This window comes from Rhodococcus sp. CH91 (assembly GCF_022554085.1).
GTDB lineage: Bacteria > Actinomycetota > Actinomycetes > Mycobacteriales > Mycobacteriaceae > Rhodococcus.
On sequence record NZ_JAKFYR010000003.1, the window covers coordinates 124,617 to 139,329 of the forward strand.

Annotated in this window: 13 protein-coding genes; 5 read left to right on the forward strand and 8 right to left on the reverse strand. The window is 66.3% G+C overall.

Features of this window, described 5'->3' with window-relative positions:
- The first annotated feature begins 109 nt into the window (after positions 1-109).
- The 5 genes from MOM01_RS07380 to MOM01_RS07400 all read left to right on the forward strand — a co-directional run bounded on the left by MOM01_RS07380 (position 110) and on the right by MOM01_RS07400 (position 5,218).
- Positions 110-922 carry an enoyl-CoA hydratase-related protein gene (locus MOM01_RS07380; RefSeq protein ID WP_230791484.1) on the forward strand — a complete coding sequence of 271 codons (813 nt, stop codon included), beginning with the start codon at positions 110-112 and terminating at the stop codon, positions 920-922.
- Complete coding sequence (locus MOM01_RS07385; RefSeq protein ID WP_241384763.1) at positions 919-2,076, forward strand: acyl-CoA dehydrogenase family protein; 1,158 nt, start codon at positions 919-921, stop codon at positions 2,074-2,076. The genes MOM01_RS07380 and MOM01_RS07385 overlap by 4 nt, the downstream gene beginning before the upstream one ends.
- Positions 2,073-3,173 (forward strand): acyl-CoA dehydrogenase family protein, encoded by a 1,101-nt coding sequence (locus MOM01_RS07390; protein ID WP_241384764.1) that lies wholly within the window; start codon positions 2,073-2,075, stop codon positions 3,171-3,173. Before MOM01_RS07385 ends, MOM01_RS07390 begins: the two co-directional genes overlap by 4 nt.
- A complete protein-coding gene (locus MOM01_RS07395) occupies positions 3,170-4,477 on the forward strand; it encodes a CaiB/BaiF CoA transferase family protein (RefSeq protein WP_241384765.1) in 1,308 nt (435 codons plus the stop codon). The genes MOM01_RS07390 and MOM01_RS07395 overlap by 4 nt, the downstream gene beginning before the upstream one ends.
- A gap of 132 nt (positions 4,478-4,609) precedes the next feature.
- Positions 4,610-5,218 carry a GntR family transcriptional regulator gene (locus tag MOM01_RS07400; protein WP_241385111.1) on the forward strand — a complete coding sequence of 203 codons (609 nt, stop codon included), beginning with the start codon at positions 4,610-4,612 and terminating at the stop codon, positions 5,216-5,218.
- 68 nt (positions 5,219-5,286) lie between these two features.
- On the opposite strand, the gene MOM01_RS07405 is transcribed toward MOM01_RS07400, so the two are convergent.
- From MOM01_RS07405 to MOM01_RS07440, 8 genes are all read right to left on the reverse strand, one after another.
- A complete protein-coding gene (locus tag MOM01_RS07405) occupies positions 5,287-6,567 on the reverse strand; it encodes an NAD(P)/FAD-dependent oxidoreductase (RefSeq protein ID WP_241384766.1) in 1,281 nt (426 codons plus the stop codon).
- Position 6,568: 1 nt separating this feature from the next.
- Positions 6,569-6,889 (reverse strand): 2Fe-2S iron-sulfur cluster-binding protein, encoded by a 321-nt coding sequence (locus tag MOM01_RS07410; protein WP_241384767.1) that lies wholly within the window; start codon positions 6,887-6,889, stop codon positions 6,569-6,571.
- A gap of 9 nt (positions 6,890-6,898) precedes the next feature.
- The gene (locus MOM01_RS23290) at positions 6,899-8,149 is read right to left on the reverse strand and encodes a cytochrome P450 (protein ID WP_241384768.1); all 1,251 of its coding nucleotides are present in this window, start codon (positions 8,147-8,149) and stop codon (positions 6,899-6,901) included.
- A gap of 41 nt (positions 8,150-8,190) precedes the next feature.
- Positions 8,191-9,096: an SDR family NAD(P)-dependent oxidoreductase gene (locus MOM01_RS07420; RefSeq protein WP_241384769.1), complete on the reverse strand. Its 906-nt coding sequence runs from the start codon at positions 9,094-9,096 to the stop codon at positions 8,191-8,193.
- 34 nt (positions 9,097-9,130) lie between these two features.
- Positions 9,131-10,078, reverse strand: a complete 948-nt coding sequence (locus MOM01_RS07425) for an SMP-30/gluconolactonase/LRE family protein (protein ID WP_241384770.1) — start codon at positions 10,076-10,078, stop codon at positions 9,131-9,133.
- A 160-nt stretch (positions 10,079-10,238) separates the two neighbouring features.
- Complete coding sequence (locus tag MOM01_RS07430; protein WP_241384771.1) at positions 10,239-11,051, reverse strand: SDR family NAD(P)-dependent oxidoreductase; 813 nt, start codon at positions 11,049-11,051, stop codon at positions 10,239-10,241.
- A gap of 123 nt (positions 11,052-11,174) precedes the next feature.
- Positions 11,175-11,930, reverse strand: coding sequence for an ABC transporter ATP-binding protein (locus MOM01_RS07435; protein ID WP_241384772.1), 756 nt, complete (start codon positions 11,928-11,930; stop codon positions 11,175-11,177).
- Complete coding sequence (locus tag MOM01_RS07440; RefSeq protein WP_241384773.1) at positions 11,927-14,713, reverse strand: branched-chain amino acid ABC transporter permease/ATP-binding protein; 2,787 nt, start codon at positions 14,711-14,713, stop codon at positions 11,927-11,929. Before MOM01_RS07440 ends, MOM01_RS07435 begins: the two co-directional genes overlap by 4 nt.

The following is a 14,713-nucleotide window of genomic DNA, read 5'->3' on the forward strand; positions in this document are numbered from 1 at the left end:
GTCGACAAGATTCGACGAATCGTGGTGTGGCCCAGTGCACAACAGTCGACCATTTTTTGTCAACAAATATTGGATCCAATAATCGCTGCGGATCTGTTAGGGTCTCCGCATGACCCAGATCTCATCCGATTCGGACCTGGGCGCAGGCCCGGCCGAACCGATTCTCTGCTCCGTCGCAGACGGCGTCGCCCGCCTGACCCTGAACAATCCGCGCCGCAAGAATGCGATCACCCTGGAGATGGCCGCCGAGATCGCAGCCTTCTGCGACCGGGTCGAATCCGACACGGCCATCGGTGTTGTGGTGATCGACGCCCGCGGCAGTTATTTCTGCAGCGGTGCCGACACTCGCGACCTCGCATCCTCGTCTGCGGATCCGGCATCTCCCGAAGCAGTACAACGCACGTCGGCGGTCTACAACGCCTTCGTGCGGATCGGATCGCTACCGGTACCGACGATCGCCGTCGTGGTCGGCGGCGCTGTCGGGGCAGGACTGAACCTCGCCATGGCCGCCGACATCATGGTGGTCACGCCCGACACCGTCCTCGACAGCGGCTTCTCCGCCCGGAACATCCATCCCGGTGGTGGCCATATCTCCCTGCTGGGACGCGCAATGGGCTGGTCGGGGGCGATCGCGCTTGCCGCATGCGGCCAGTCCCTGAACGGGTCCGAAGCCGTGGCGCGAGGACTCGCCTACACCGCGGTGGCCGCCGAAGACATACCGGGCACCGTCGAGGAGTTGACCCGCACGGCCGCCGCCGATCCCGAACTGACTCGACGCATCATGACGAGCGCACGCCTCGAATTGGGACCGCCCGCCGTGAGCTGGGAATCGGCGCTGGAGATCGAACGCGGCGTACAGATGTGGTCGATGGCCCGCAAGGGCCGGGCATCGTGGTCGTCGCGAGGACCGAGCCGCTCATGACCGTCACAGGGACCGAGCACCTCGACGTGATCGAATCCGGGCTCGAGCACCTGCGTACCGAAGTACGAGCCTTCCTGTCCCACGAGAGCGCCACAGGCGGGTTCGTACCGGACACCGACAGCTGGATGACCGGATTCGACCCCGGCTTCAGCGCTCGCGTGGCCGAACGAGGCTGGCTGGGCATGACCATTCCCACGGAGTACGGCGGACACGGACGCAGCCCACTCGAGCGCTTCGTCGTCAGCGAGGAGATGCTTGCGCACGGCGCTCCCGTCGCGGCGCACTGGATCGCCGACCGCCAGATGGCCCCGAGCATCCTGGCCAACGGCTCCGAGGAGCAGAAGCGACGATATCTCCCGGGAATCGCCTCGGGCCGTTCGTTCTTCGCGATCGGCATGAGCGAACCCGACGCAGGATCGGATCTGGCCGCGGTGCGCACCCGCGCCGTCGACAACGGCGATTCGTGGACGATCACCGGAACCAAGGTCTGGACGACCGGAGCCCACCTCGCGCATGCGATGGTGGTGCTCGCCCGTACCGACGGACAACCGGGTGACCGCCACAGCGGTCTGTCCCAGTTCGTCGTCGACCTCCCCCACCCCGACATCGAGATCCGCCCCTTGCGGAGTATCGACGGACAGGCACATTTCAACGAGGTCGTCTTCCACGGCGCGCAGGTGCCTGCGGCGGCCCTGCTCGGCAAGCGTGGAAACGGCTGGGCACAGGTCATGGGCGAACTCGCCTTCGAACGATCCGGTCCCGAGCGCTATCTGAGCACGATGCCCCTGCTGCGCGCATGGGCAGCCCACCTCGCGGCGACCGGGGCCACGCCCGGACAGCGACAGACGCTGGGCACTCTCACAGCACGAGCGTGGGCACTACGCCGGATGTCCTTGCGGGTTGCGGCCGAGCTCACGGCCGGCCGTAAGCCGGACGTACTCGCAGCGATGGTCAAGGATGTCGGGTCGACCTTCGAGGGCGATCTGGTGGAAGCCGTGCGAGCCTCGAGCGCCCTCGTCGCCCGGCGTGGTGGAGCCGACCCGCTCGCGCGCATGCTGGCCCACAGCGTTCTGCACACACCCGTGTTCACCCTCAGGGGTGGTACCAACGAAATTCTGCGCGGGATCGTCGCGCGCGGACTGGGGGTTCGATGAGCGAGTTCACCACCGAGCTGACGGAGACCACCGCGGCGATCATCGAGCGCGTGGGTGTCGATCCGGAGACGCCGGCCGAAGGCATGTCCGGCGCCCTCTGGACGCACCTTGCGGACGGCGGCTTCGCCACCGTCGGCGTACCGGAAGCTGCCGGTGGGGGTGGCGCGGCACTCGGCGACGCACTCGCAGTCGTGACGACCGCAGCGCGGCACGGCGCACTGGTGCCCCTCGTCGAGCACGGCATCCTCGCGGTCTGGCTCGCTGCCACAGCGGGGCACGTGCTGACCACGGAGATCGCGACCGTCGCAGGAGGTGAAGCGCACTGTTCGATCCGCCGTCACGGCGACACCCTCCTGCTCGACGGCACGGTGACAGGCGTGCCCTACGCGGCCGACGCCGACACCCTCGTCGTGATCCTCCCCCCGGAACCCGGCGCGGACGGTTCCTCGATCGCCGTCGTAACCATGTCCGGGAGCGGCGCCGAGATATCGGCCGAAACCGACCTGACCGGCGTGTCCTACGCCGACATCGTCTTCCGGGATGCACCCGTCGCCTTCCACGGGAGTTCACCGGTTTCCCTCACCGAATTCCTGCACCGTGGCGCTCTGGCCTACGCGGCCGCCACGGCGGCTGCGGCCGCGGCGGTACAGGATCACACCGTCCGCTACGCGTCCGAGCGCACCCAGTTCGGACGTCCGCTCGCGAAATTCCAAGCCGTTCAGCAACAACTCGCGCAGCTCGCCGCCCGGACCACCATGATGGAGATCGCCGTCGACTCCGCGATCGCCACGCACGCCGACCCGGAGATCGGCCGGCTCACGACAGCAGCCGCGAAAGTGGTGACCGCGATGTCCGCGCACTCCGTCGCTGCTGCCGGCCATCAGATCCACGGTGCCATCGGCACGACCTCCGAACACAGCCTCGGCCGTTTCACCACCGCGTTGTGGAGCTGGCGCGACCGATTCGGCTCCGAACAGTTCTGGGCGGAAGACCTGGCGAGCCGCATCCTCGACGACGGCATCGACGTGTGGGATGTCGTCACCGGAACACGATCAGAGCACGACACCGCACCGACGACGCACAGGAGCCCGGCATGAACGTCTCCACTTCCCCAGGCCACACGTCCGCAGCGACGACCGTCGACGGCAATTCGGTGATCGACGGTCGCGCCGCGTGGCGGGCGGCCGATCGGAACACCGGAATCGGCGCGCTCGCCGGACTCCGCGTACTCGATCTCAGCAGGGTCCTCGCCGGGCCGTATACCGCCCAGACTCTCGCCGACCACGGCGCCGAGGTGATCAAGGTGGAGGCGCCGTCCGGTGACGAAACACGCGGATGGGGACCGCCTTTCGACGATTCCGGCGAGAGCAGCGCATACTACGCCGGTCTCAACCACAGCAAGGACAACATCTGTCTCGATCTCCGGACGGACGCGGGCCGCGAAGTGCTGTCGCATTTGCTGCGTGGCGCCGACGTGGTGATCGAGAACTTCAAGGCCGGCACCATGGCTCGGTGGGGGTTCGACTACGAGACCGTGCTCGCCGAGGACAATCCTCGGCTGGTCTACTGCAGGGTGACGGGCTTCGGTGTCGACGGGCCCATGGGCGGACTACCCGGATACGACGCGGTGCTGCAGTCCTTCGGTGGCTTGATGAGCGTCAACGGTTATCCCGACGGCAATCCCTTGCGTGTCGGAGTTCCGATCGTCGACATCGTCGCGTCCCACATGGCGGTCAGCGGGATCCTGCTCGCGCTGAGGGAGCGGGACAGCAGCGGACGCGGGCAACTCGTGGACATCACACTTCTCGACTCGGTGATCTCGCTCCTGCACCCCCATGCGTCGAACTGGGTTTCGAGCGGGAAGGTGCCGCAACGTACGGGCGATTATCACCCGACGGTCGTGCCGTATCAGGTCTTTGCCGCCCTCGACGGCGACTTCTTCGTCAGCGCCGCCAACGACCGGCAGTTCCGCTCCCTGGTGACCGTCCTGGGCAGGCCGGATCTCGCCGACGATCCACGATTCGTCTCCAACGGCGTGCGGTCGCAGAATCGCGACGAACTCTCGAACCTGCTCGGTGGACTCGTCGCCGGCTGGAAACGCGACGATCTCGCGGTCGAACTCGAACGTGCCGGTGTCGCCGCCAGCCCCGTCAACACCGTCGACCAGGCCCTCACGGCGCCCCAGACCGTTCACCGTGGGCTCTTCCTCGACACCGTCGACTATCGTGGCCTGGGTGTGCCGATCAAGCTCGGACGGACCGCGACGCGAACTCCCCGGACGGCGGTGCCTCTCGGAAGCGACACCGAGGCGGTCCTCGACTCGATGGGATACAGCGAGGATGCTGTCGCCGCTCTGCGAGCCACCGGCGCGCTGGGCAGTTCACGATCGACGCGTACGTGAGCGACTCGGAACGGTAACGAAGGAGAGAGGAGCACGGTGAGCCGACGAGCGGCGCCGAGGGATGATGTGCCCGAAAGCGGTCCTTCACCGGCCGTTCGCGGTGCCGAATGGGTCGCCACCGAGATCGAACGGATGATCGTCACCGGCGATCTGCTCCCCGGGCAGCCTGTGCGACAGGAGCAGATGGCCGAACGGCTCGGGGTCAGCCGGCTCCCGATCCGGGAAGGACTGCGTCAGCTCTCGTCACAGGGGCTCGTCGAACATCGCCGCAATGCCGGGTACACCGTGGTCAGGTTCGAACAGTCCGAGTTCGACCAGATCTATCTGATGCGTGATGCGCTCGAACGGGAGGTCCTGGCTTCCCTTCCCGCCTTCGACGCCGACGCGCTCGCCGAGATCCGTATGCTGGGTGAGCGTGTCGCGGACGCGGCGGAACGTGGGGACCTGCTCGAGATGCGCCTGGCGAACCAGGATTTCCACTTCGCGATGTTCGATCGTTCCCCGCTGGGGCTGGTCGTGTCGGAGATCCGCCGGTTGTGGCGGCTTGCGATGCCGTATCACGCGGCGTATCTCTTCGACGCCGAAGTACGACGACGCGTGATAGCGGAGCACGACGACATGATCGACGCGCTCGCCGACCACGACAACGAACGTCTGATCACCTTGATGAACGAGCATCGACGCGGCGGCGAAGCCGGCACGAGCATGCTTCTGCGGAACACTTCTCGATCGGGCTCGTGACCCGGTAATCCCGGACGTGACGAAGCCGGCTCGGTGCATCTGTACCGAGCCGGCTTCGTCGCGTCATCTCATGCAGAAGGAACGGTACCCAGAAGTTTCTTCACCGGTACCGTCGTGTCCGAGAGCAACTCTCGGGACGGGCGGTAACCCCGCGCGAGCGCCGACCGCAATGCGACGAAGTCGGCGGGCGCATTGACGCACTCGGCGGCGAGCAGTTGGTCGTCCTCGAAATAGAGCGTGACGCGGCGACGCGGTTTGCTCGGATCGGTACGGACCACCACATCCGTGTGCCCGTCGATCCTCCCGGCGATCTGGAGTTTCCACGATCCCTGGTCGGACCAGAACCACGGCACCGGCCGGGCGGGCACCTCCCGTCCGAGCAGCGTGGCGGCCGCCGTGTCGGCTTGCGTGGTCGCGTTGTCGACGGATTCCAGACGTACCCGCGCTCCCCCGTCCGTCTCCTGCACGGTGCAGTCACCGATGGCGAGGATGTGCCCGTCCGAGGTCGCGCAACGTTCGTCCACCACGATGCCACGGTCACAGGCGAGTCCGAGTTGCTCGGCGAGTTCGGTGCGTGGCTCCGCACCGATACCCACGAGCACTGTCGCTGCGGCGATCTCGCGACCGTCGTCGAGACGGACCGCACGTACCCGATCACCGTCGAGTGCGATCTCGACGGGTTTGGCATCGAGGATGACGTCCACACCCATCTCGCGGTGCGCCGCGAGCAGGAACTCGGCCGTTCCTGCTCCGACCGCACGACCCATCAACTGCCGGCCCGCCTCCACGACCGTGACAGCGACATCCAGTCCCCGGAGTGTGGCGGCGACCTCGAGACCGACGAAACCACCTCCGATGACCACCACCGGCCCGGCGGCAACACGGTCCGCCAGCCGGCGCGCATGGTCGAGTTCACGCAGCACCAGCACATCCGGATGATCGGAACCCGGAATGTCCGATCGCCGCGCCCGAGCGCCGGTGGCGAGCACGAGTCGACCGAACGTGCGCGTCTCGACGGACCCATCGGATCGCTCGAGGTGCAGCGCGACGCCGTCGCCGTCACGCTCGACCCGCTGGACCGTCGTCCCCAGAAGCACGTCGATCTCGTTGTCCGAGTAGTGCTCTGCTGCGCGCAGCACCAGCTGGTCCGGCGTCGCCTCCCCCTTCAGCCACGCCTTCGACAGCGGCGGCCTGTGGTAGGGCGGGTGCGTCTCGCCGCCGATCAACGTCAGAGGCCCGGTGTACCCGTCGAGTCTGAGCCGATCGGCCAGCTGCACCGCTGCGTGCGAGGCGCCGACGACCACCACACTGCGTGGCAGTCCGTCGGCGCCTTTCACGTGTCCACTCATCTCACGCCTGCTCATCCGGGATCGTCACGTGCAGATCGACACCATCCCGGAGAACCAGCTGGCACGACAGTCGCGACGAGTCCTCGCGATCGCTGGCGGTGCAGTCCAGCATGTCGTCCTCGTCCTCCGAAGGAGCATCGAAGAACTGCTGGTCCTCCGCAGCGAGGTAGACATGGCAGGTCGCGCACGAGAGCGATCCACCGCACTGCCCCACGATTCCGGCCACTCCGTTGCGTACCGCGGTCGACATCACGGAATCGCCGGCCACACCGTCGATCACGCGTTCGGTTCCGTCGGGCTGGACATAGAAGACTTTGGGCATGTCGAATCCCTACCAGGTGACCGGCAGATCGGTGATGGGCTGCGTGAGGTTGTCGTTGTCCACCACAGCCTCACCCGCGAGCCTGAGATCCGGCAGTCTCTTGAACAGTTCGCTGATCGCGACCTGCATCTCCATCCGCGCCAGAGGTGCTCCGAGGCAGTGGTGCAAGCCGTAACTCAGGGTGAGATGCGGATTGTCCTTGCGGCGTACATCGAAGGCACCGGGGTTTGCGACCGCAACCGCATCGTGATTGACCGAAGCCGGATCCACCAGTACCGCTTCGCCTTCGGCGATGAGCTGGCCGTCGATCTCCACGTCCTCGGTGGCGACGAACGGGACAAGCCCACCGCCTCCCGCGACGGTGTCGTAGATGGCCATACGGCCGTTGCGGAGGATTTCCTCGACTGCCGTGGGGGCGACAGCGTCGACATCCTCGAGAAGAACCGCCAGCTGCTCGGGGTTCTTCAGGAGCGACAGAACACCGGAGCAGATGAAGTTCGCCGTGTTGTCGAAGCCTGCCACGATGAGGATCATCGCGATGGGCAGGATCTCCCCGTCGGTGAGCGAATCGTCCTTGTCCGGCGCGTTGGCCAGATCGCTGAGGAGGTCCTCCCGGGGATTCTTGCGCCGATCCTCGATCAGAGCACTCAGGTACATGAAGAGTTCGGTCATGTTCTGCACGACCTCGTCCTCGGGCATGTTCGCCACCGCGAGCGTGGCAGCGCTCCACTTCTGGAACTTCGGACGGTCCTCCGGCGGAACGCCCAGCAGGTTGGACAGCATCTGGATCGGCAACGCCACGGCGTAATCGTTGACCAGATTCGCCGAGGTGCCCTTGGCCACCATGTCGTCGATGAGCTCGTTCGCGAACTCGATCGCCGATTCCCGCATGGCGCGCACGCGTTTCGGTGAGATCGACTTCTGTACGAGTTTGCGCAGTTTGGTGTGGTGCGGCGGATCCTCGAACTGGATCGTGGACTTCAGGAAGTCCGGGAACTCGACGAAATAGGGCACGGCCCGCTCGCCGGTCCGGAAGGGCTTCCGGACGAAGCGAGGATCGCTGAGCATGTCGCGGGCTGCGGCGTTCCGGTGGATGACCCAGACGTCGCCGCCGATCGGCATCGTCATCTTGGTCATGGGCCGCTCGGCCGAGATGGCGACGTAGCGCTGGACGGCGTCCTGCGGGGGGACGGCCGCGAACGGATAGGAGGTGTCGACCACCTGATCGGTGGAAGTCGTGGAGGTTTCCGTTGAACTCACTGTAATTCTCCTGGTGCTGAACCGATGTCGGGAGATTCCGCTCAGGACGAGGCGGGAACCTCGAGGGGGGCGACGACCTGCGGCACAGCGTCGGCGGTGATCGCCATGATGTCCCCGATCCGCTCGGCCACGGTGTCGACCGTCAGATCGGGGTCGTGGATGCCTACCGTGTTGACCAGAGCGAGACGATTGACGATGCCGCCGGCCACGTTGAACACCTCACCGGTGACGGTGCAGTCCGGATGGACCAGGTACGCAGCGACCGGAGCGACGTGCTCGGGACGCAACTGCGTGCGCATGTACTCCATCACCTCGGGCGAGAGGGTGTCCGCGGACGCCTCGGCCATCCGGGTACCCGCACCGGGCGCGATGGCGTTGACCTTCACCCCCGATGCCAGCCCTTCGACCGCCAGGTTGCGGGTAAGGCCGAACAGCGCGCCCTTCGATCCGCCGTAATGCGACATGTCGGGATTACCGAGCATCGCCTGGGAAATGGTGTTGACCACGCGGCCGGCCGGTGACTTCAGCAGGTGCGGCCATGCCGCCCGGCACAACCGGAGCGCACCGAAGTAGTGGACATCGAGGTGACGCTGGTACTCCTCGTAGGGAACCTCGTCGAACGGCGCCGTGCGCACGATGCCCGCGTTGTTGATGACGGCGTCGAGCCGGCCGAATTCCGCCAGGGCGATGTCGACGAGGGCATTGGCGCCTTCCTCCGTAGCGACGTCGGCGGCACATGCGACGGCACGTCCACCCGCCGCGGTGATCGCCGCGACGACCTCCGCTGCCGGGTCGTCTCCGTCGATCCCGGAGCCGTCGATCGTGGCACCGAGATCACCGACGACCACGGCGGCACCACGCGCGGCCAGCAGTTCGGCGTGAGCGCGGCCGATTCCGCGACCTGCTCCGGTGATGACGACCACGCGGTCGTTGAAATCCAATGTCATGGCTTGTCCTCGAATGTGGTGGGAAGAATCGGAATCAGGGGCGGGTGTCGCCGCCGCTCACGGAAACGTCGGCAGCCCAGATGGTTCCCAGTGCTTCTCGTGCGGACTTCTCGAAGTCGAAAACCTCGACCCCGACCGTCATGTAGAGCGTGGTGCGGTCGGGACCACCGAGCATGCAGGCCGAGGCGACGCCGTTCTCGAGCGGGACCGGAACGGCGTCCGTCATGCCGTCCTCGGTGAAGCGGGCCACGTAACCGCTGCCGGGCATCGCCGCCCACACGCCACCCTCGGCGTCGAGTCCGATTCCGTCGGGAAGGAACGGGCAGGCGGCGAACGGACGAGGATTGGACAGTGATCCATCGGCGGCACGGTCGATGACCGTCAGTCTCTGCGCCGTCACCTCTGCGGTGAAGACCTTCGTTCCGTCGGCGCTGATGGTAATACCGTTGGCGCACATGAGCGGGCCGACCTGATCTGCGGTGGATACGGTCCCGTCGGGCTCGACGACGATGATCGGGGACGCCACCGGCTCGGCACCGGCGAAGAGGTCGAATCCGAGCTGGGTGACGTACGCACGGCCCTCCGCATCGACGACCATGTCGTTGATGGCGTCCGGAGCGAACGCCGAGACATCAGCGAGTACCTCGAGGTCGTCGGGGCCCTTCCCGCCGTGAACGAGGACGAGCTTTTCACGCATGGAGGTGACGATCAGCCGGCCGTCCGGGAGCCATCCGAAACCGCCGAGGTGGATCGGCACGTCGGTCCCTGCACTGCGGCCCGACGCGTCCACGACGACCGTCGCGTTGCCGTCGGCGTCGAGGGTTTTCAGTGTCGAGGTGTACATGTCGGTGAACCAGAGGGCGCCGTCGTGCCAGCGCGGGCACTCGGGCCACGAGAACCCGCTCGCGATCTTGCGGGGTTCGACGATGCGCGCCTTCGCCTCTGCGACAGCGGCGGCGGTGTCGGCAACTACGTTGGTCATGTCGTGCCTTCCAGTGAGAGAGACCGGGCGCAGGTGTCCACGGTGGTTCTGCCAACGCGACGAGAACGACCCACAGGGCCGTGAACTACGTCACAAATGCGTTCATGAGGGACCCTAGGTCCCGAAAAATCGCCTGTACGGGGTGCATCCCGCTGAGCGGTCAGCTTCCTTCCGGGTGCGTCCGGAGCACACTCTTCATCTGTCTGGCGACGAGATTCGTCGTCCACCGGGGCGCAAGACGGACCAGCCGGTCGAGCAGGTTCGCGTCCTGGCCGATGATCACGCGGAAGCTGCCCTTCTCCATCCCGGAGACGATCGACTCCGCTGTCCGTTCCGGTGTCGTCGCACGCACTCGGCGACCGCCCGCGTCGATCATCGTGACGCCGGAATTAGTACTGAGATCGGTGGCGATGTTGCCGGGATAGACCGTGGTGACAGCCACACCGGTGTCCGAGAGTTCCTGGTAGAGACCTTCGCTGAACTGTTTGACGGCTCCCTTGGAGGTGCTGTAGACGGTCTGCCCGGCAAACGGGACGAGACCCGACAAGCTGGCGATGTTCACCAGCGCGGCTTCCGGCCGCTGCCGGAGTTCGGGCACGAACGCCAGGCACATGTTGATGACGCCCCAGAGATTGACCTGCAGGACGCGTTCCATCTCACCCCGGTCGAGCTCGAGGACCGGGGCGAACCGGTGGATGACGCCGGCAACGTTGACCAGTCCGTCGATCCGGCCGTGCTCGGCGATGACGGCCGGCGGCAACGCGTCGACAGCCACCGAATCCGTGACGTCCACGACGTGCAGCGACACGTGACCGGACCGGTCGCCGGCGAGCACCTGCGTTTCGTGCAGCCATTCCTCTTTCCTGTCGACGAGCGCCACCCGAGCTCCCCGATCGAGCAGTGTCAGCGCCGTCTGTCGTCCGATGCCGTTGCCGGCTCCGGTCACGACGACGACCTTCCCGTCCAGGCGCATGCGATCTTCTCCTTCTCCGATGGCGCACAGCGCGTCACCGCACGGTCTTCGTCTACCGGACGGATTTCGACGAATGTTCGGAGCCGACCGCACAGCGGGAGACGGAATGCACTCGTCTTCGGATCACGCGCCCACCGCTGTCCGTTTCCCTTCCCCGTCGATATCCGGCCCCGAACCCATGTAGGCATGTTCGATCCGGCCGGGATCCGCCGCGAGGGTCGCTGCTGCCTCCGACAGCACCACCGACCCGTGCACCAGCACGGCGGCACGGTCGGCGACGTCGAGCGCAAGACGCACATGTTGTTCGACCAGGAGCACCGACATCCCCCGGTCCTCGACCAACCGCCGAAGCACCGACAGGATCTCGTCGACGATCACCGGGGCGAGGCCCATACTCAATTCGTCGATCAACAGGACCTTGGGCCGCTGCAGAATCGCCCGGGCGATGGCGAGCATCTGCTGTTCACCGCCCGAGAGGCGGCCCGCGGCGACACGCAACCTCTTCTCCAGCGCGGGGAAATACTCGAGCACTTCGTCGACGGCGCCGGAGCGACGACGCCGATCACGGACGGCGAGACGCACATTGTCGGTCGTACTCAGCTCCCGGAACAGGGCACGGTCGTCGGGGACGAGCACCATCCCCGAACGCACGGCGTCACGGGGCCGGCCCGCGACGACATCGAGTCCGTCCACGATCACCTCACCGCCGAACCGGGGCAGCAACCCCGCGAGAGAGAGCAACAGCGTGGTCTTCCCGGCTCCGTTGGGACCGAGCAGACAGGTGATCGTCCCCTCTTCCACGCGCAGGTCGACGTCCCGGACACACGGTCGCTGCGGCAGGTAACCCGTCGAGAGATTCCGAATCGTCAGTCCGCTCACGAGAGCGCCTCCTGGGAGTCATGGGTCGGTTCGGGACTCGCGTCGTGCTCGAGGTCCGCCCGGTCGAGCGGGAGTCCCAGATACGCGGTGATCACGCGTTCGTCGGCCCGGATCTCCGCCGGTGTGCCGCACGCAATCACTCGCCCCAGATCCAGGACGACGACGCGATCACAGATCGTGAGGACGAGTTCCATATCGTGGTCGACGAGCAGGATCGACGTACCGGCGTCACGTGCCGCAAGGAGACGCTCGCCGAGCCAGCGACTCTCGGAACTGTCGAGGCCTGCGGCCGGTTCGTCGAGCAGGGCCACCTTCGGAGCCGCGACCAGCACCCGGGCTATCGACACCAACTGGCGTCTGCCCTGAGACAACGTCGACACTTCCGCATCCGCAACATCCTCGAGGCCCACCGTGCGCAGGACGGCGTGCACGCGTTCCGCGACTGCCACCGCGGAGGATTCGGTTCCCCGGGCGGCACCGACGGTCACGTTCTCGACGACCGACAGGTCGTCGTAGAGCTCGACGTCCTGGAAACTGCGACCGAGTCCCCTCCGGCTGAGTCGGTGCGGCCGGAGATCGCTGACATCCTCGCCGTCCAGGACAACGGTCCCGGTCGCGGGCGCGAAACCGGTAACGGCGTCGATGACGCTGGTCTTGCCTGCACCGTTCGGGCCGATGAGCCCGACGATCTCCCCGGGACGGACGTCGAAGGAGACTTCCGACACCGCCTGCACTGTTCCGTATTTCACGCCGATTCCCTCCACGGACAGCAGCGGTTCGCTCGTCGTGGACGGTGGCAACTGCGGGGCCACGGGTGCGGCCCTCCCGTGGTCCTGCACTCCACCTGCGCGTGACTTCCGGATCGCCGGCCACGGGACGCGGAGCAGCCTGCCGGCAATGCCGTCCGGATTGGCCATGATCGTGACGATGAGCAGTATCCCGCTGATCACTGCGTAATAGTCGCCGATGTGGAGGAATCGGTCGGCGAGCAGGAACAGCAGGCCACCCGGCGCGATGATCCCGGCCAGGACGGCACCGGTGACCGAGGTGATGCCGGCGATGTACATGATCGCGAACAGGGTGATACCCAGGAACACCGTGAACGGTTCCGGCGTCGCCAGTGTCTGCTGGTACGCCATGAGGGAACCGGCAAGGCCTGCAAGGAAGGACCCGATGGCGAACGCCGTCAATTTGGTACGGGGGACGTTGATCCCCGATGCCGCAGCAGACCGCTCGTTCGCCCGGACCGCGAGCATGTCGGTTCCCAGCCGGCTGCGCCGCAACCGGACGACGCCGAGCGCCGCTGCGGCCAGCACCGCCAGACACATCAAGGCGAACGCAAGGCGTGGATAGCCCTCCCCTGCCCCGATTCCCAGATCGATCCCGAAGATCCGCGGCGTGTCCACCGGGGCACCCGCGACACCACCGTTGAGTTGCGGGTTCCGGAACCAGAAGGCTTCGAGGAATACCGCCAGGGCCAGCGTCACCACTGTGAGGGGCAACCCGCGCACCCGAAGGGCCGGCAGGCCGATCACGATACCGATCACCATCGCGAACAGCGCACCGATGAGCGGTGCGAACGGAAACGGGATTCCGAGATGCGTGTTGAGCACACTGATCGAATACGCGCCCACCCCGGCGAGCGTGAGTTGCGCCAGCGACACCTGGCCGGTGTAGCCGGTGACCACCACCTGAGACAGTGCGATCACTGCGAAGATGATGCTGGTGATGATTGCGGCGCGATAACTGCCGCCCGTGAACACGAGGGCGACGACAGCGACCGCGACAGCCAGGAGCGCGGGAACGACGATCCGCTCGGGACGTGGCGCATGGCCCAGCCGCTGGCGGACGATACTTCCGCGATCGGGTAGCGGCCGCCCTTTGAACACGAGGAAGACGAGGATCAGCAACAGAGGGATGGCCTCGGCCGTACCTGCGCGCGGGAACCAGTCGAAGACGGCCTGCAGGTTCGTGGTTTCCGCCTGCAGCGACCCGATCGCGATTCCGGCGACGACGGTCACCCAGATCGAGCGGAAATTGCCCACGAGGGTCGCAGCGAGTGCCGGAACGATGAACATCGAATAGGCGACAGGATTCAGGGCGACGATCGGCGCGATGAGAATGCCGCCGAGACCCGCGACCACGGAGGACAGCGCCCAGTTGCCGAAGGCGATCCGATCGGGCGACAGACCCGTCAGATAGGCGCCTTTCTCCGACTCGGCCGCTGCTTCCGTCGCAATCCCGAAGCGGGTGAACCGGAACACCAGGGTGGCGACCAGAGCGATCACAACGATGGTCACCGCCAGCCAGATCCGGTCGGTGGGTGCCGGCCGCGAGCCGATGGTGATGCTGTCGAGCGCGAAGATCGGCTCCACCGCGACGATCTCGGTGCCGGCGCGCAATGCGATCAGTGCTTGCAGCACGATCATGAGCCCGATGGACGCCACGGCTTTGGCGATCACCGGTGCATGACGAAGCGGCCGGAAGATGAGTGCGTAGAAGAGCACACCGAGCAACGCCGCGATCACGAGCGACAGCGCAATGGCCGGGACCACCCCGAGCGGTCCACCGAGGTCGACCGTTCGGGGGAGTCCCGGTATCGGGACCATCAGCTCACCCGTACGCAACAACGCGTAGGTGTAGGCGGTGTAGAGGGCCACGGCTCCGGTGGCGAAGTTGACGACGCCGGAACTCTTGAACGTCATCACGAGGGCCAGCCCGATGGCTGCGTACACGGCTCCGTTGCCGAGACCCAGGACGAGATAAGCAAGATGGTCGGTCAT

What these genes read in the sequence shown, in the direction of transcription:
- MOM01_RS07380 (WP_230791484.1), top strand. Translation starts at nt 110, where the DNA reads ATGACCCAGATCTCATCCGATTCGGACCTGGGCGCAGGCCCGGCCGAA.
- MOM01_RS07440 (WP_241384773.1), bottom strand. Translation starts at nt 14,713, where the DNA reads ATGACCGACCATCTTGCTTATCTCGTCCTGGGTCTCGGCAACGGAGCC.
- MOM01_RS07405 (WP_241384766.1), bottom strand. Translation starts at nt 6,567, where the DNA reads ATGAGTGGACACGTGAAAGGCGCCGACGGACTGCCACGCAGTGTGGTG.
- MOM01_RS07425 (WP_241384770.1), bottom strand. Translation starts at nt 10,078, where the DNA reads ATGACCAACGTAGTTGCCGACACCGCCGCCGCTGTCGCAGAGGCGAAG.
- MOM01_RS07420 (WP_241384769.1), bottom strand. Translation starts at nt 9,096, where the DNA reads ATGACATTGGATTTCAACGACCGCGTGGTCGTCATCACCGGAGCAGGT.
- MOM01_RS07400 (WP_241385111.1), top strand. Translation starts at nt 4,610, where the DNA reads ATGATCGTCACCGGCGATCTGCTCCCCGGGCAGCCTGTGCGACAGGAG.
- MOM01_RS07390 (WP_241384764.1), top strand. Translation starts at nt 2,073, where the DNA reads ATGAGCGAGTTCACCACCGAGCTGACGGAGACCACCGCGGCGATCATC.
- MOM01_RS07395 (WP_241384765.1), top strand. Translation starts at nt 3,170, where the DNA reads ATGAACGTCTCCACTTCCCCAGGCCACACGTCCGCAGCGACGACCGTC.
- MOM01_RS07410 (WP_241384767.1), bottom strand. Translation starts at nt 6,889, where the DNA reads ATGCCCAAAGTCTTCTATGTCCAGCCCGACGGAACCGAACGCGTGATC.
- MOM01_RS07385 (WP_241384763.1), top strand. Translation starts at nt 919, where the DNA reads ATGACCGTCACAGGGACCGAGCACCTCGACGTGATCGAATCCGGGCTC.
- MOM01_RS07430 (WP_241384771.1), bottom strand. Translation starts at nt 11,051, where the DNA reads ATGCGCCTGGACGGGAAGGTCGTCGTCGTGACCGGAGCCGGCAACGGC.